A 14,693-nucleotide genomic window follows, 5' to 3' on the forward strand; every position below is an offset into this window, starting at 1 on the left:
CGCCGGGCCAGGCCACGCTGCGCTCGACCACAGAGCCCAATCTTCCGGAGCGCGCCGTCATGACCATCACCGTCAAGGTTGCCGAAGCCAAAACCCACCTGTCGGAACTCCTGGCCAAGGTCGAAGCCGGCGAGGAGGTGATCATTTCGCGCGGCAACGATCCGATTGCCAAACTTAGCAGGATCCGCAAGGACACCGACCTCACCGCCTTGATCGAAGAGGTCCGCGCCGCCCGGGCCCGCGCCAAGCCTGTCACCACCGAGGAGATTCTGGCTTGGAAGCACGAGGGGCACCGTTACTGATGTCTTTGATCCTCGATGCGTCCATCGCGGCGGCCTGGCTGCTGCCGGAAGAGCACAGTCAGGCCGCCGAGGCGCTGGTAGGGGGACTTGGCGGCGCTTGCCCCGTCCCATCCTTATTCTGGCACGAAATCCGCAGCATCCTGCTTGTCGCCCGGCGACGCGGGCGCATCGACGGCGGTGACGCGCTCGCCGCGCTCGGCCGGCTGCGGCGCCTGCCACTGGAAGATGCCGGTCCGGGCGCGGATGCCAGCGTCATGGCGCTCGCCGAGGCGCATGGGCTGAGCGCCTACGATGCAGTCTATCTGGCGCTGGCGCTGGAGCAGTCTCTGCCGCTCGCCACGCTGGACCGCAAGCTAGCCGCTGCCGCGCACGGCGAAGGCGTTGTCGTCCTGGGACCATTCGCCAATGACGGCTGAATTTGGCGATCTGGCAAACCGCGGCGTTGTTCAGCGCGCCGAAGCCCTTGACGCGCTGGATTCGGTGCTGCCCTTCGATCGCCGCGACTTTTTGGCCGAGCTCCTCACCGACGACGATGTCGCCACACTTCGGCACCTCGCCAAGGAAGGCATCGGCGAGAATTCGCTGCGCGCGCTCGCCTCCGACCTCGGCTATCTGGAAGCCTGGTCGCTGGCCGCCACCGGACAGCCTCTCCCCTGGCCGGCGCCTGAGGCACTGCTGATCAAGTTCGTCGCCCACCACCTCTGGGACCCGGCCAGGCGCGAAACCGATCTGGCGCACGGCATGCCGCAAGACGTGGCAGTTGCGCTGAAGAAGCAAGGCCTGCTGCGCAGCGACGGTCCGCATGCGCCCTCGACGGTGCGCCGGCGGCTCTCTAGCTGGTCGACGCTGACGAAATGGCGGGGGCTCAAGGGAAGATTCAACGCGCCGGGGCTCCAGAGTGCCATCAAGCTCGCGTCTCGCGCCAGCGCCCGGCCGCGCGGCCGCAAGAGCCGCAAGGCAGTGACCGCCGATATTCTCGCCACCCTGCTGAAGGCCTGCGCGGGCGAAAAGCTGGTCGACGTCCGCGACCGCGCCCTGCTGCTCACCGCCTTTGCCTCCGGCGGCCGCCGCCGCAGCGAGGTCGCTGCCCTCCGTGCCGAGCAGCTCAGGGACGAAGATCCGGTACCCGTCGACCCGAAGGATCCGGACAGCGAGAGACTGCCGTGCCTGTCGATCCACCTCGGTCGCACCAAGACGACCCAAGCCGATACCGACGCCTTCGTTCTGCTCATCGGCCGACCGGTTTCGGCCTTGAAGGACTGGCTCGAGCAAGCCGGGATCACCGAAGGCGCAGTATTCCGCGGCATCGACCGCTGGGGCAATCTCGAAAGGCGGGCGCTGACCCCGCAGGCCGTCAACATGATCCTGAAGCGCCGCGCCGCCGCGGCCGGCCTCGATACGCAACTGTTTTCCGCGCACGGCCTGCGCGCCGGCTACCTCACCGAAACCGCCCGCCGTGGCATCCCCCTCGTCGAAGCCATGCAGCAGTCGCAGCACCGATCTGTCCAGCAGGCTTCGCGCTACTACAACGACGCGGAACGGCAGTTGGGACGCGCGGCAAGGCTGATTGTCTGACGCGTCCCCAGCCGTTCTGTCGGGAACACTGCTGCCCGCACAAAGACGGCCCTTGTTCACGGTAGCGGCTTGGCAGTAAGCGCCCACTCTTCCTGCTTCCAAAGGCCGATCAAGCCCAAGGGCCCGACGCCTCCTTCCGGCTCGGGATCTGTTTCTATGGGACCGAGCGTCACCGTCCTGCTTCCTTGATCCCTTGCCTTCCCTTACAATCTCTTCCGGACACAGAGGAGTTCCGCCATGAGCGAAGACGCCTTCAACATGTCGATCCGCAAGTTCCTAAAGGAAGTCGGCGTCACCTCCCAGCGCAAGATCGAGGAGACGGTGCGCGAAGGGCAAATCGGCGGCGAGAAGAAGAAGAAGTTGAACGTCCGCATGACGCTGACGGCGGAAGGCACCGGCCTCAACCACGTGGTGGACGGCGAGATCGAACTTCCATAAGCCAGGCGAAACGTCCGACGCGGCCGAAAGCGTCGAGACGGATTAGCAGTGACGCCAGCAAAGACGGGTTCACCCGCTTGGCATCGCCACCGGCTGGCACTGTATGGGCCGGCGCGCCTTCTTTCCAGAGCGTCCAGCCGCGGCCGGGCCGCTCGATCAACTCGTGGCCTTGCAGACGCGTGCGGTGCATGAGCTATGTTGGAAGTTGCGGCTGGAGCTTATTCTTCGAGCATCGGCAGATTGCAAACTTGCAACTGATTGCGCTGCTAATGCTCAGAACCATTGTGAGCTTTTCCCTCGCCCGTGGCCCTGCGCCCGATTGTCAGAAAGATTTTGGCTATGCGCGTTGATAGGCCGGCCCGAACGTCCGTGAGAACAGGCCGGCGGCCACGGTCCGCCGTCGAAGCTCCTCGATATCCTGCGAGTAGTCGCCGGTGTAGAGCTTAATGATCATCTGGTCGCGCGCCGCTCCAGTCAGATCGTAATGGAGATGGCCATATTTGAGCGCGCCGGTATCCCGGCGCCTCCCCTGTGTGCGCCTGGTGACGACCCTGAGTTCCGCTTCGAAGGGCTCGACGCCGTGCAGCGTTACTTCGACGACCTTGCCGGTCTCGACGTCGGTTCCGATGGGGATTTCGACCACGGCTTTGCCGAGCGTCAGGCTGACAGCCCGCCCGGCGATGCCGCCGAACCGCGCCGGCTCATCCGCACGGAGGCTCTCGGAGGCGGGATTCGTCTTCTCGAAACAGATCAGCGCCGCAATCATGAGCACCACAACATTCACCAGTGCCCAATAGATTGCGACTGGCGAGAATTCCCCCGGAGGAATGCGCGCCCATTCCGGAATGATGTTGATCACAAGTCCGAGCGCAGTGGCCGCGATCAATATTGCCAGGCAGGCAAAGGTGTAGCCGTCGAATTTGTTGTCGACATTCGAGCTTCCCTTGGGTGTCACCCGAAACGGCCGCCCAAATGGCCGGATCAGGCTCGAAATCACAGTCGGCAGCATCCGGAAGGTGGAGAAGGCGCCGACAGCGCTCGAAACCACCGGCAGATAGCGTGTCGGCGTGATCCAGTGCATCAGCAGGAAATAGGCGACGAGAACAGGCAGCTGGTGGCTGACCAAATCGGCTACTTCCGTGAAGAAGAGCGGAGGATACCCCGTCCAGAAATACACTGCAGGGACGATGAGGATCGCCAAGCGCACGAAATACTGCACGAGCCAGCTCACGGGCAGGAACATGATGCGCTGGAACAGGCTGAGACCCGGACCGCGAAGGGGTCCGTTGTGCACGAAAAGCGTCTGGATGCCGCCCTGGCACCAGCGTTGCCGCTGCACGAAATAGCCCTTCAGGTTTTCCGCGGCGAGCCCGATGGAAAGCCGCTCGTTGAGGTATCGCGTCTTGTATCCCCTGTTCAGCATCGTCAGGGTCGTCAGCAGATCCTCGGTGATCGACTCCGTCGGAAAGCCGCCGATTGCCTCCAGTGCCGCGCGACGCGTGATCGAGCACGAACCACAACAGAAGCTTATGTCCCAGGCATCCCTGCTGGCCGCCATCTCGTCGAAAAAAAGGCGCTGTTCATCAGGCCAGGACCGCTCCAGTCCGAGATTGATCTGGACGGGATCCCTGTTGAAGAAATGTTGCGGCGTCTGCACGATGCCGATGCCGGGATCGGTGAAGAAAGGCAGTGTGCGTCGAAGAAAGTTCCGGTGTGCCACGAAATCCGCGTCGAACACCGCAATGAACTCGCCATCGCTCACCGTAAGCCCGTTGTTCATGTTACCGGCCTTGGCGTGGGCATTATCCGGTCGGGTAACGTGGATTGCGCCCTTTTCTTCGCAGAACCGCCGAAGCCAATCCCGGCGCTGGTCGTCTAGCACGTATACCTTCAGCTTTTCCCCGGGATAGTGGAGGCCGAGCGCACCAATGATGGTTCGCTCGAGCACGTCCAACGGTTCGTTGTAGGTCGGGATGAAGACGTCGACTGTCGGAAGCTCTTGCCGAGGCCGGCGGAAGAAATCGCTTGCGAGCGCATCCGCTTGGGCGCTGCGGTCGACATACCGGCTCATGATGATGAGGAAGAGCGTTATGTCGAAGAATGCGAGCAGTTCGATGCCATAGAGAAACCACACCCAGTAGAAATCGAGGCCATCACCGGGATAGGGCAGCACGGTATCGGTGAGACGCCACCACAGATAGCGGACAGCGACCGCGAAAACGATTGCGCAGGTGACGGTGCGCGTCCAGGTCTGGTACCGCGACCAGCCTTGGACGAAGATGAGGAAGAAAGCCGCGACCAGAAAGGTCGGGGCCAGCACTACCAGATACTGAACCATAGCCTCGTCAGCCACTGGGCCATTGTGAAGCTGCGCGTGTGGAAGCGGACCTGGACCGACCGCCCGACATGGCAGAAATTGCTGTAGTCGGTATTGAGAGACGAGTTTGCGAGCGCCACCCTGATCCGGGCGTTGCGCCCTCTGCCGCTTGGAGGCATCGCCGCGAGTGTCGGCTCCTCTACCACCGCGGAATTGCCACGAACCGAAATGACCTCACCGTCAATGACATTATCAGTCCCGAGGATGCGGACCTCCGCGGCGCGGCGCGGATAGATCTGGTCGAAATCGACTTCGGGAACCAGAATATCCACGAAGAGGTCGCGGCAGTCGAGCACGCGCAGCAGTTCGTTTCCGGCGACGACGTTGGCTCCCGCAACGACGTTGTTACGCCAGATTACGCCGTTGAAGGGCATTGTCATGACCGCGCGTTCGAGACTGTCGACCCGTCGCGCCTCCTCTGCCAGCTGGTTAGAAATCTGTCCCAGGCGGGTGCGGCTTTCTGCGGCACGCGCATCGAGATCGGCGATCTGGATCGCCAACTCGTCCTGCCGCTGGTGCGAGTAAGGAACGTCGTTTTGCCCGTCCTCGAGAAAAACGCCTTGCCGCATCGCCTCCAACTGCCGCTCCAGCCGTTTCAGGGTCAGATTTTCGACTTCGACCTCCGCCGAGGCCCCGATCTCTGTCGCTTCCGCCTCGTCGACACTGCTCTGCGAAACGACGCCCCTCGCCATCAGCGTGGAATTGCGCCGGAGTTCCGCCGCACTCGCCGATCGTCGGGCAGCCAGCATCGTGATGCGTTGACGTGAAATCGCAATCTGCTGTTCGATGCTGTTGATCATCGCCTTGCTATAGGCATCGAAGCGTCGGCCCAATCTGGCACGCAGCGCCTCCAACTCGCTGCGCTGATTTTCGAGCGCCCGCACCCGGTTCCGCGTGGTCTCCAGTTCCGCGACCAGCGATGTTTCCACGGCGCGATTCACCCGCTCGTTGCGGATGGTCAGCAGTGCTGCATCTTCCCGCAGGTGCGTGCCGGTTTTTGGCGGCGTCTGCAGCACGGTGCCCTCAATCGGGGCCGAGATCTCGGCGAAACGCGCATTGATGGTGCCGTCGAGGCTGGTGTAGCCCGTGAGTCCAGGCAAGAGAGCAAGAACTGCGGCGGCCAGCAGCATGACTCCTACCGCAATTCGGACAAAGCGTTTGTTCCAGAACATGGGCGCCTACAAAGCGATTTACCATCGTTGTTGGTGACGGCACCCCACGCCCGATCGCTACCTTAGCGCGCGACCGTTAACAATAACACACCCGTTCATTGAGGGATCAGGGAGGGTTGGCCTATGCAGATGACCCTTTTCGATGCGCCCTTGCGGACATCAGAGCGGTGTTGTTTCCGGACCACCTTCGGGAGTGGTTACGATCTGTGAGGTTGGAGCGGCAACCTCGACGTTTCGAGTGCTCAACGGTGCTGGCGGCCGGCGCCACTGGCAGGTGGGGTGACAAGGCGCGGATCGTTACGGTGGAACAAGAGACCCCCCGCGCCCTTAGAGCGGTTCACGGCTTGATGGAATCGAAGGGGATTCGGCGCAAAGCACGGCCGCGAAGGTCGCAGAAACCCGCCTGGAAGACGCGCTTGATGGAGACTGCCCCTGCCCTGATGCCGCCCGGCATGCCGCAGCGCCAGCCGACGTCACGCCGTGCGCGACGTGCTGGTATGCGCTTGGCCTGTCGCGATGGCGACAAACCGGCGCTTGACCGCGGCAAAAACGCCGGCGGCAGCGGCCCGTAATAACCGCTCTCCGTCTCCACCGGCCGGATGTCGGGCCCCGGCCAGGCGAACCGGTTGCTTTCAGTCAAAACGATCCACGACCGCTCACCGTCAAGCCGCAAGCGCAGCTTGACCGCAGCCGGGATCTCGATGGCATCAGCGGGATCGGACGGCGGCGTATGGGTGATCGGCAGGACCCGGACGACCGGCGAGCCGTCCTCCTGCATGGCGACCAGCGCCAGCACCAGGCAAGGCCGGTCCTTGTCGCCTTCTTCGCGACCCTCGCGGTGTTGCCAATGCCAGAGATAGGAATAGCGGAAGACGTGGCCGATCTTAATTTCAGCCGGCAGCATTTTTGCCGTCAGGCTATTTGCGCCGGGGAGCTCGTCGTTGAGATGGTCAAATCCATTTCAGAAACTTCAACCGCAGCGATCTCGTCGGCGCTGAGTTCTGTTGTCAGCTCGACCCGGCGGTCGCGCTTCGACAGCCGGACAAAATCCTCGTAGGCCAGCAGCACGGTGCGCGGGCGGCCGTTCTTGGTGATGATGACCGGGTCGCGGACCGCGGCATCCTGATAGGCCCCAAAATTTTTCGAGACGGCGGCGGCGGTGACGGTGGTGGTCATCGGCGATACGGGCTTTCCGGGCGTTCCGCAAGTTTCGGACGCCAGCCAGATGGAAACGAGCCAGTGACAGGGCAGCTTGCCAAGATCAAGAATGCCGAAATCGTCGCGCGACGGGCCGAAGCCCTCGACGCGCTCGATTCCGTGCTGCCGTTCGACCGCCGCGATTTTCTGGCCGGGGTTCTGACCGACGACGACGTCGCAACGCTGCGCCATCTGGCCAAGGAAGGCATTGGCGCAAACTCTCTGCGGGCACTCGCCTCCGACCTCGGTTATCTCGAGGCGCGGTCGCTGGCCGCGACAGGTTTCTCTCTCCCCTGGCCGGCGCCGCAGGCGCTGCTGATCAAATTCGTCGCGCACCACCTGTGGGACTTTGCGAAACGCGAAACCGATCCGGCGCACGGCATGCCGGCCGACGTCGCGGCGACGCTGAAATCGCAAGGGCTATTGCGCAGCGATGGGCCGCACGCGCCCGCCACAGTGCGCCGGCGGCTGTCGAGTTGGTCCACCTTGACCAAGTGGCGCGGACTTATCGGAAAATTCAATGCGCCGGGCCTGCAGAGCGCTATGAAACTGGCGGTGCGCGCCAGCGCCCGTCCGCGCGGCCGCAAGAGCAAAAGGGCGGTGACCGCTGATGTTTTGACTGCGCTCCTAAAAGCCTGCGCCGGCGATCGCCTCGTAGACGTGCGCGACCGCGCCCTTCTCATCACCGCTTTTGCCTCCGGCGGCCGCCGCCGCAGCGAGATTGCTTCGCTCAGGATCGAGCAGATCATCGAAGAAGACCCGGTGCCGGCCGATCCCAAAGCTCCCGACGGCGACAAACTCCCGTGCCGGTCGATCCGGCTCGGCCGGACAAAAACGACGCAGGCCGACAGCGACGCCTTCGTGCTGCTGGTCGGCCAGCCGGTGCTGGCCTTGAAAGATTGGCTCGAGCGGGCAGCGATCACGGAAGGCGCCGTCTTTCGTGGCATCGAACGCTGGGGCAATCTCGAAAAACGCGCCCTGACGCCGCAGGCGGTCAATCTGATCCTCAAGCGCCGCGTCGCCGAGGCCGGCCTCGATCCGGCGGCGTTTTCCGCCCACGGCCTGCGCTCCGGCTATCTCACCGAAACCGCGCGCCGCGGCATTCCGCTGCCCGAAGCCATGCAGCAGTCACAGCATCGCTCGGTGCAGCAGGCGTCGAACTACTACAATGATGCCGAGCGGACGCTCGGGCGGGCGGCGAGGGTGATCATATAGATGCGGAGCATGATTTGATGTCGATGGCGACGCCAGCCCGACACGTCGATCGCACGAGGGATTGACCGAGATGCCATTTCGCTCAGGTATTCGGTGTGATCAGTTTCAATGTTGGAAAATAGGTGCGGTAGCGGCCAACATCGCGAGTGAGCAGCGGCAGCCCGTTGACGGCGGCATGGGCTCCGATGAAGAAGTCGGGCAGCACGCCGGTGCGCGATCCGTCCGCCTTGCGGTACTGCTTAAATACCTTTCCAGCCAGAAATAGGGCAGCTCGTGGCATCGGAGCGATTTCGAGACCGGCTTCGTCAAGAAACGCGTCGAGATCCTCGATGCGGTCATATCGTACGGCAAGCTCGGCATAGACTGCGTCGTTGATCGATAACGGCCCATTGAGGCTTGCCGCCTCAAGCTGAGCGATCGACCAATCCGCCCACTTCGGATCGTCAGTTACGAGGTCGAGCAGAACGTTAGTGTCGACGAGCGTCACGCTTCGCCGCGCGTCAGTGCCATGATCGCGTCGGTATCGAGCCCCTTGCCGGCATGGCCACGCAGCTTCGCAAATCGGCTCACGGGCTGCTTCTCGTCAGTGCGTGCAATTACCACGCTACCATCGGCGGCGCGGCGAAAATCGACCGTACTGCCCGGAACGATTCCGAGAAGATCGCGGACCGGCTTTGGGATGGTCACCTGTCCCTTGGCCGTGACTGTAGTCGTCATGTTCCCACCTCGGTAATACCAGTTTTCCAGTAGGTATTACTCGACAGGTCAAATTTCAATCCCCGGGTGGTCGAATTTCACCAAACGACGCGTGAGACGCCGGCACCCCTTCCTTGCTCACATATTGCATTTTTGGAAACCAGAATCGGCCCCTGCTCTCTCCCCGCCCGATCGCGGCGCCTCATCGGCTATGGGCGTTTCCTCAATGATCAGCTCAACGGCGCCCAGATCGACGCGCTAAAGGCCGCCGGCAGGATGAAGGCCGCCAAGGCGCGTGGCCGGCTGGGTCGGCAATCTGGGACTGCGCGAGCGGCGTCCCGATGGGCTCCGGGCAATGGCGGCGGCGCGCTAGCGCGCTTACCTCGGCGACCTCATCACCTCGGCGCAGACCTGACTGCCGACCGCGCGCCCGTTGAACAACCCTTAATTTTGCATGTGTTTTACTAGGGCAAAATGAAAATGCCTCAGAGCAAAGGACCCTCGCGCTGGAAGAGACAGGAATTTCAGAAATTGCTATCACCCTGGTCGTGCAACATTGACCGCCACACGCGGCTCGATCATTTCAGTAAGGCAGAGCCGCCGCGAGCTGATTGGAAGGGGCGATGAGCGGTCTACACGGAATGGGACGATAGGGTACCGGAAGGCCCTGGTCTCTGAAACACTTCAATCGAAAGAGCACCGGAATGACTGATTTCGATGCGCCGTCGTCTACTTTACCTTGGAGCGAAGCCGACGAGATCATTTCGCTCTACCAGGATGCCAGACTTATCGGCTGTTCCGCAGCACTCGGGCGAAAATATCAGATCGCCGCATCATTGCAGGCGACAATATGGGACGTTTATCCAGAGCTCTTGGGTTCTCGCCATAAGTTGGCGGTAGAATCGGTGCTTGCCACCGGTTTGCCCCGAAGCATCGATATCCCTGGCCCGTCGGGGACTAGTCGGAAACTCTTCATCTTTCGCGCGGAACGTGGCCTCGGGATATTCGAGACGAGCGAGGCCTTGGCCCGGCCGCATGCGCCAAACTCCGAGAGCGAAGAGCGTGTTCTGCTTCTCCACCAGGCAACGCATGATGTTTTGACGGGGTTGCCGAATCGGCGGCAATTTAGTGAGGACTTATGTAGCGACCTGCCGGTGCTACACGGCGCGAACAGACTGGCGCTAATGCAAATTGACCTTGATGACTTCAAGCCCGTCAATGACACGCTTGGACACGCTGCGGGAGATCTGGTGCTGCAGGGAACAGCAAAGCGACTTCAAACTTTGCTCGGTGATGGAGAGCTTGCCTATCGGCTGGCCGGCGATGAGTTCGCCGTCATTCAGCGCGGCGGAGTACAGCCCGCCGAGGCCGAGGGCTTGGCTGACTTGATTGTAAATGCCTTCAAAGAGCCGTTCACCGTTGACGGCATTGATGTGTTTGTCGGTACGAGCATAGGCATCGCAATTGCGCCCGAAGACGGGAATGACGGCGAGCAGTTGATGAAGGCTGCGGATATCGCCCTTTATGCTGCGAAGAACGAGGGACGTGGGCGCGCCAGAACGTTCAACCGCTCCATGCTCATTATGTTGGAACAGCGCGAGATGCTGAGACGCAGTCTGCGAGTGGCGTTGCAGGAACAGCAATTCTTCATCGAATACCAGCCGATGGCAGAATCCGGATCCATAGTTGGCTTCGAGGCGCTTCTCCGGTGGCAGCACCCTTTCGCCGGGATCATCCCGCCAAGCATGTTCATACCCATGGCGGAAGCAGATGGGCTTATGGGAGAGATCGGTGAATGGGTGCTTGAGCAAGCCTGCCGGCAAGCAGTCACATGGCCAGCGCATTTCACAGTCGCGGTGAACTTGTCGCCGGCTGAATTCCTGCGTAAGGGTTTGACCGATCGGGTGGCCCAAATCCTTGATTCCGCTGGCCTCCCACCTGAGCACCTGGAACTGGAAATTACCGAGTCGGTCCTGCTCGAACGCACGACCAACAATCTCGACACCCTTCATACGCTAGAGGTACTGGGAGTCCGCATCTCTCTCGATGACTTCGGCACGCGCTATTCTTCATTGGCGTATCTAAAGAACTTCCCCTTCGACACGATCAAGATCGACAGATACTTCATTAAAGACGTCGAAACCGACGTCAAAAGCCAGGCGATCGTCCGCTCCATCATTGCCCTTGCTCACGGCTTGGGAATGCGGGTTACGGCGGAGGGTGTCGAGAACGCGCACCAGGCAGCCTGGCTTCGAAAGAGAGGGTGTGATCGGTTACAGGGCAATTTGTTGAGTACCCCTATGAGCGCTGAATCGATTCATGATTTCCTTCTAATATCGTCGCTGGCGACTCGATAGGTAGCGGGCTTGCAGAGCGCGGTGAAACTGGCGGTGTGCGCCAGCGTCCGCCCGCGCGGTTCTCCGGCCATTCGCTGCGCGCCGGGCTCGCCTCGTCGGCCCGATTTGATGAGCGCTATGTGCTAAAGCATCTCGGCCATGCGTCGCCCCACCGGTTCCGCGTCGAATCTCACCAAGCCTCGAGGTAGGCGACAGAAAGCCCCATCGTTATGCGCCAAACAGCCGCCGGTCCCAGTAGACGGGCTGGTGCAGACTTGTCTGGATCCTTGAAAACTGCGGATGCGCCGGATTGATCAGCACATTGCAATCGAGACGCGCCACGACACTCGGCACCAGCAGGATGACGCTGCGCCGTTCTAAACACCAGGTTTCGCCAAATCCCTTGCTCACCGTCGCCGGCATCGTGTCCCAGCCGGGCAGTGACGGCTGGGAAAAGACCTCGTAAGTCAGGCCGCGCGGGATTGTGATTTCGACGTAGTGCTGGTTGGGCGGAAGTCGGCCGCTGCCATGCACCAGCTTTTCCAACAGGGCCGTCGAATAGTGCTCGCTGGTGTAGATGATAGGACTTCCAGCCGTGTTCCATCGCCCTGGCGCGATTGTCGAGCCGGTCGCGTCGAAGATCGGGTAGGTGCCGGCCGGATCGCCGATACGAAAGGACGATAGCGTGCGATCGAGAGTCTGCGCCGTCACGCAGCACTGCCGTACTTCAGACTTGCGAGGATATCGACCACCATTTCGGCGCCGAACTCGCTCAGGATAACCACGTCGATCGGTCGCTTGTCCTCGATCATCGGGTGCGGCCGAAACAAGAAGTCGCGCGCTTCCTCTTCGTTCTGCCAGACATCGACAGCAAGACCCCAGACGCGCGCCACGCGGGCCAATCGTGTGCCCTCGTCCGGCGAGAGACGATGTACCGTCTTGCGCCGCTCGTAGGTCGCCTTGGGGATCAGCCGGTATTTGAACTGAGCATCGCCAGGTGCCAGAAGATGCGCAACGCGCTCGAGCGCCCCGATGGGAAGTCCATTCTCGATCCGGGAGATCAGCCCGAAAGGCGACCGTGACGCCACCTCTTTAACGGGCAGCCCCAACACGTCGGCGACATTTCCGAACGCTAGCATTTCACTCTCCATTCCATTTGAGGCAAAATATAGCCTCACTTGATGTGCCATGCAAGCCCCGCATCAGCGCGAACCGATCCGCCAACGGTTACCCTGTCATCTTTGCTTCTGACCGTTCGCTCGCAATGCCGCCATCAGCATCGGCCCGACCGAAAACTGCCCTGCCCTCGCCTTCTCGGTTAGAACGCGCAGATAGCCGCCAGCTGAATCGATGTGCTGTGCCCGATGCAGAATGCAACGCGCCCGCATCAGCCGCTCCACCCTGACAAAGGTTGAGAAGGGAGATGAGTCCGTCGCGCTCGGCATCTACGCTGCCGTTCTGTTCGTCCTAGGGCTGGTAGAGGGTCTCGGCAACCTTGCCGACCCTGCCATGGATTCCCTCGGCCAGTCGATCGAGGAACGCAACCTGCCCAAGCGTGTGCGCCTACGCACCAGCAGGACGCCTGGAGACGGCGATGACTGACCGGCTCGCCTATGTTTATGCGGACCTTGAAGGCACCCCGCACCTGGTGGGCTGCCTCTACGCGCATAACAACACGGGCAAGGAGACAGCCACATTTGAGTATGAGGCTGACTGGCTCGCCAATCCGCTGCGATACGCGCTCGAACCTGCGCTGGCCCTTGGCAAAGGCCAGTACCATACGCCCCGGAAGCTGTTCGGCTCGCTCGGCGATTCCGCCCCTGACCGCTGGGGCCGGAGGCTGATGAAGCGGGCGGAGGCGCGCCGCGCGGAAGCCGACAAGACCAAGGCCCGCACCCTCAATGAGATGGACTATCTCCTGATGGTCAACGACGAGACGCGCCAGGGCGCGCTGCGCTTTGCCAACGAGCCGAGCGCCCCGTTTCGGGCGCATGACGGCGCGCCTGTTCCCCCGCTCATCAATCTCCCGAAGCTCCTTTCCGCAACAGATGCGCTGCTGGAGGATGTGGAGACCGCGGCCGAACATCGCAAGGGGGTCAACCGGCTGATCGCCTGCGTGAGCGCGACCCGTAGATTGGAATGCGAACTGAGCCAGGCTGTGGCGAGATATAGCGCGCCCGCACTTTACCTGCCCGCTCGCCGAACCGCAGTGATGCAGACAAAAATAGCAATCTCAGTCAATCACTTGCAGTAATTTCATCTGCGCAGTAGGTTGCTTGTCCAAGCACATGCCTGGGACGGTGCGGTAATTCTATCCGCACGGCTCATAGTGGAGCACCAACGTCCGGCCTTAGAATTCTTTTCCCTGCGTCGGACGCAGGAGGTTGTGCTTGTCTCGAAATTCTTATCCTCATCTTGGCTATTATGTGCCTGGCCAATCGTTTGGCGCCGGAACCAGTGAGATTGTCGAAGGTTCGATAGCTCAACACGCGGCTGAACTTTACGGCAGTGATGCCTCTACCGCTGTAGCATTCTGCGCGCTTGGGGCGTGGTTCGAAAACAAAAAGGACGAGTACAGCTTCTGGCTTCGGGTCTTTCGTCGCTTGCGCCATTGAGGTTTGCGCCTGCCGTGTGATCGAAGATGAAGCCTAGCCTGATGCGAGCGGTCTAGGCGTCAAGGCAAACGAGGATCGCCGGACGACACCTCAGCAGCCAGGGCATATCCATGTGAGCGTACGGTTCTGATCAGATCCGGTCCAAACTTCTTGAGCGCACTGCGTATGTGGCCCATGTGGATATCTACCGTCCTCGGTTCGACTTCAGCTTCCCACGACCAGCACGCCGTGATCAAAGTCTCCCGGGACTGAACGATCTCGGGATTTTTGAGAAGGTGCCGCAGAAGCCGAAACTGCAGGGCCGTCAACGGCACGTCATGACCGTTCCGCCGCACTTTCACAGTTGTCGAATCCATCTCCAGATCTGCAAATCGCAACAGTGTTTCGGCGGATCTGGTGCCGTCTTTCGTGACTACTGCTTCCACCCGCAAGCGGCGAAGGAATTGGATGAGGCGAGATGGGTTGAACGGTCGTGTCAGGACGAGATCGGCGTCGGCTACCCCATTTCCGAATCCCCGTGGCGCCGCGGGCTGATTTGAAAGCACAATGAAGCTGACTTGCTGGTGCTTGGCCCTGAGCGAATGAAGGTCCACACGGGTGGTGGAGTTGTCGATGACTATCGCTCGGACAGGGCCATTGGAAACCAACTTCAGGATGTCATCGGTCCCGCTTGCGAGTGAAGCGACGAATCCTTCGGTCGCCAGGACGTGCTGGAGAAGCAGGAACAGCTGCGCATCGCGAGAACAGATCAGTATGCGAAATTCCATCCT

16 protein-coding genes and 3 pseudogenes are annotated in these 14,693 nt (G+C 61.4%); 9 read left to right on the forward strand and 10 right to left on the reverse strand.

From position 1 onward, the window contains the following. Nucleotides 1–59: 59 nt before the first annotated feature. The 4 genes from EH240_RS22190 to EH240_RS22205 all read left to right on the forward strand — a co-directional run bounded on the left by EH240_RS22190 (nucleotide 60) and on the right by EH240_RS22205 (nucleotide 2,315). Nucleotides 60–302 carry a type II toxin-antitoxin system Phd/YefM family antitoxin gene (locus EH240_RS22190; RefSeq protein WP_125002582.1) on the forward strand — a complete coding sequence of 81 codons (243 nt, stop codon included), beginning with the start codon at nucleotides 60–62 and terminating at the stop codon, nucleotides 300–302. Continuing rightward, nucleotides 302–718 (forward strand): type II toxin-antitoxin system VapC family toxin, encoded by a 417-nt coding sequence (locus tag EH240_RS22195; protein ID WP_125002583.1) that lies wholly within the window; start codon nucleotides 302–304, stop codon nucleotides 716–718. Before EH240_RS22190 ends, EH240_RS22195 begins: the two co-directional genes overlap by 1 nt. Continuing rightward, a complete protein-coding gene (locus tag EH240_RS22200; RefSeq protein ID WP_125002585.1) occupies nucleotides 708–1,877 on the forward strand; it encodes a site-specific integrase in 1,170 nt (389 codons plus the stop codon). Before EH240_RS22195 ends, EH240_RS22200 begins: the two co-directional genes overlap by 11 nt. A 237-nt stretch (nucleotides 1,878–2,114) precedes the next feature. Beyond that, entirely contained in the window at nucleotides 2,115–2,315 is a 201-nt protein-coding gene (locus EH240_RS22205; RefSeq protein ID WP_125002587.1) for a DUF6494 family protein, read from the forward strand. Between the two features lie 337 nt (nucleotides 2,316–2,652). On the opposite strand, the gene EH240_RS22210 is transcribed toward EH240_RS22205, so the two are convergent. The 4 genes and pseudogenes from EH240_RS22210 to EH240_RS22225 all read right to left on the reverse strand — a co-directional run bounded on the left by EH240_RS22210 (nucleotide 2,653) and on the right by EH240_RS22225 (nucleotide 7,040). Further along, nucleotides 2,653–4,653, reverse strand: coding sequence for a glycosyltransferase (locus EH240_RS22210; RefSeq protein ID WP_125002660.1), 2,001 nt, complete (start codon nucleotides 4,651–4,653; stop codon nucleotides 2,653–2,655). Further along, nucleotides 4,635–5,864: an HlyD family secretion protein gene (locus tag EH240_RS22215; protein ID WP_125002588.1), complete on the reverse strand. Its 1,230-nt coding sequence runs from the start codon at nucleotides 5,862–5,864 to the stop codon at nucleotides 4,635–4,637. Before EH240_RS22215 ends, EH240_RS22210 begins: the two co-directional genes overlap by 19 nt. Nucleotides 5,865–6,337: 473 nt before the next feature. Beyond that, nucleotides 6,338–6,768 (reverse strand): annotated as a pseudogene (locus tag EH240_RS22220) (plasmid maintenance toxin (PemK-like)). Nucleotides 6,769–6,776: 8 nt separating this feature from the next. Beyond that, nucleotides 6,777–7,040: a type II toxin-antitoxin system Phd/YefM family antitoxin gene (locus EH240_RS22225; protein ID WP_167484108.1), complete on the reverse strand. Its 264-nt coding sequence runs from the start codon at nucleotides 7,038–7,040 to the stop codon at nucleotides 6,777–6,779. 63 nt (nucleotides 7,041–7,103) lie between these two features. On the opposite strand from EH240_RS22225, the gene EH240_RS22230 reads away from it, so the two are divergent. After that, nucleotides 7,104–8,276 (forward strand): site-specific integrase, encoded by a 1,173-nt coding sequence (locus tag EH240_RS22230; RefSeq protein ID WP_125002591.1) that lies wholly within the window; start codon nucleotides 7,104–7,106, stop codon nucleotides 8,274–8,276. 82 nt (nucleotides 8,277–8,358) lie between these two features. Here the strand turns inward: EH240_RS22230 and EH240_RS22235 are convergent, their stop codons facing one another. Then, a complete protein-coding gene (locus tag EH240_RS22235; protein WP_125002593.1) occupies nucleotides 8,359–8,763 on the reverse strand; it encodes a type II toxin-antitoxin system VapC family toxin in 405 nt (134 codons plus the stop codon). Beyond that, nucleotides 8,760–8,993: an AbrB/MazE/SpoVT family DNA-binding domain-containing protein gene (locus tag EH240_RS22240; protein ID WP_125002595.1), complete on the reverse strand. Its 234-nt coding sequence runs from the start codon at nucleotides 8,991–8,993 to the stop codon at nucleotides 8,760–8,762. Before EH240_RS22240 ends, EH240_RS22235 begins: the two co-directional genes overlap by 4 nt. Nucleotides 8,994–9,676: 683 nt before the next feature. Here EH240_RS22240 and EH240_RS22250 point away from each other — a divergent pair. Both EH240_RS22250 and EH240_RS40130 read left to right on the forward strand, forming a co-directional pair. Continuing rightward, entirely contained in the window at nucleotides 9,677–11,329 is a 1,653-nt protein-coding gene (locus EH240_RS22250) for a putative bifunctional diguanylate cyclase/phosphodiesterase (RefSeq protein ID WP_125002597.1), read from the forward strand. 56 nt (nucleotides 11,330–11,385) lie between these two features. Then, nucleotides 11,386–11,517 (forward strand): annotated as a pseudogene (locus tag EH240_RS40130) (integrase); the annotation flags it as partial. Between the two features lie 19 nt (nucleotides 11,518–11,536). On the opposite strand, the gene EH240_RS22260 reads toward EH240_RS40130, so the two are convergent. From EH240_RS22260 to repC, 3 genes and pseudogenes are all read right to left on the reverse strand, one after another. Continuing rightward, nucleotides 11,537–12,019: an RES family NAD+ phosphorylase gene (locus tag EH240_RS22260; protein ID WP_125002599.1), complete on the reverse strand. Its 483-nt coding sequence runs from the start codon at nucleotides 12,017–12,019 to the stop codon at nucleotides 11,537–11,539. After that, on the reverse strand, nucleotides 12,016–12,447 hold the full coding sequence (locus tag EH240_RS22265; protein ID WP_125002601.1) for an antitoxin Xre-like helix-turn-helix domain-containing protein: 432 nt from the start codon (nucleotides 12,445–12,447) through the stop codon (nucleotides 12,016–12,018). Before EH240_RS22265 ends, EH240_RS22260 begins: the two co-directional genes overlap by 4 nt. A 96-nt stretch (nucleotides 12,448–12,543) precedes the next feature. Then, nucleotides 12,544–12,684 (reverse strand): annotated as a pseudogene (gene repC / locus EH240_RS22270) (replication initiation protein RepC); the annotation flags it as partial. Here repC and EH240_RS22275 point away from each other — a divergent pair. Together EH240_RS22275 and EH240_RS22280 are read left to right on the forward strand one after the other, a co-directional pair. Further along, entirely contained in the window at nucleotides 12,680–12,910 is a 231-nt protein-coding gene (locus EH240_RS22275; protein WP_125002603.1) for an XRE family transcriptional regulator, read from the forward strand. The pseudogene repC and the gene EH240_RS22275 overlap by 5 nt on opposite strands. Further along, nucleotides 12,903–13,562 carry a HipA N-terminal domain-containing protein gene (locus EH240_RS22280; protein WP_125002605.1) on the forward strand — a complete coding sequence of 220 codons (660 nt, stop codon included), beginning with the start codon at nucleotides 12,903–12,905 and terminating at the stop codon, nucleotides 13,560–13,562. The genes EH240_RS22275 and EH240_RS22280 overlap by 8 nt, the downstream gene beginning before the upstream one ends. A 420-nt stretch (nucleotides 13,563–13,982) precedes the next feature. On the opposite strand, the gene EH240_RS22285 is transcribed toward EH240_RS22280, so the two are convergent. Then, entirely contained in the window at nucleotides 13,983–14,690 is a 708-nt protein-coding gene (locus EH240_RS22285; RefSeq protein ID WP_125002607.1) for a response regulator transcription factor, read from the reverse strand. Nucleotides 14,691–14,693: the final 3 nt, after the last annotated feature.

Source organism: Mesorhizobium tamadayense (assembly GCF_003863365.1).
GTDB classification, from domain to species: domain Bacteria; phylum Pseudomonadota; class Alphaproteobacteria; order Rhizobiales; family Rhizobiaceae; genus Mesorhizobium; species Mesorhizobium tamadayense.

Coding starts and splice junctions, on each gene's coding strand:
- EH240_RS22190 (WP_125002582.1), top strand. CDS start 60: ATGACCATCACCGTCAAGGTTGCCGAAGCCAAAACCCACCTGTCGGAA.
- EH240_RS22195 (WP_125002583.1), top strand. CDS start 302: ATGTCTTTGATCCTCGATGCGTCCATCGCGGCGGCCTGGCTGCTGCCG.
- EH240_RS22200 (WP_125002585.1), top strand. CDS start 708: ATGACGGCTGAATTTGGCGATCTGGCAAACCGCGGCGTTGTTCAGCGC.
- EH240_RS22205 (WP_125002587.1), top strand. CDS start 2,115: ATGAGCGAAGACGCCTTCAACATGTCGATCCGCAAGTTCCTAAAGGAA.
- EH240_RS22210 (WP_125002660.1), bottom strand. CDS start 4,653: ATGGTTCAGTATCTGGTAGTGCTGGCCCCGACCTTTCTGGTCGCGGCT.
- EH240_RS22215 (WP_125002588.1), bottom strand. CDS start 5,864: ATGTTCTGGAACAAACGCTTTGTCCGAATTGCGGTAGGAGTCATGCTG.
- EH240_RS22225 (WP_167484108.1), bottom strand. CDS start 7,040: ATGACCACCACCGTCACCGCCGCCGCCGTCTCGAAAAATTTTGGGGCC.
- EH240_RS22240 (WP_125002595.1), bottom strand. CDS start 8,993: ATGACGACTACAGTCACGGCCAAGGGACAGGTGACCATCCCAAAGCCG.
- EH240_RS22250 (WP_125002597.1), top strand. CDS start 9,677: ATGACTGATTTCGATGCGCCGTCGTCTACTTTACCTTGGAGCGAAGCC.
- EH240_RS22265 (WP_125002601.1), bottom strand. CDS start 12,447: ATGCTAGCGTTCGGAAATGTCGCCGACGTGTTGGGGCTGCCCGTTAAA.
- EH240_RS22275 (WP_125002603.1), top strand. CDS start 12,680: ATGCAACGCGCCCGCATCAGCCGCTCCACCCTGACAAAGGTTGAGAAG.
- EH240_RS22280 (WP_125002605.1), top strand. CDS start 12,903: ATGACTGACCGGCTCGCCTATGTTTATGCGGACCTTGAAGGCACCCCG.
- EH240_RS22285 (WP_125002607.1), bottom strand. CDS start 14,690: ATGGAATTTCGCATACTGATCTGTTCTCGCGATGCGCAGCTGTTCCTG.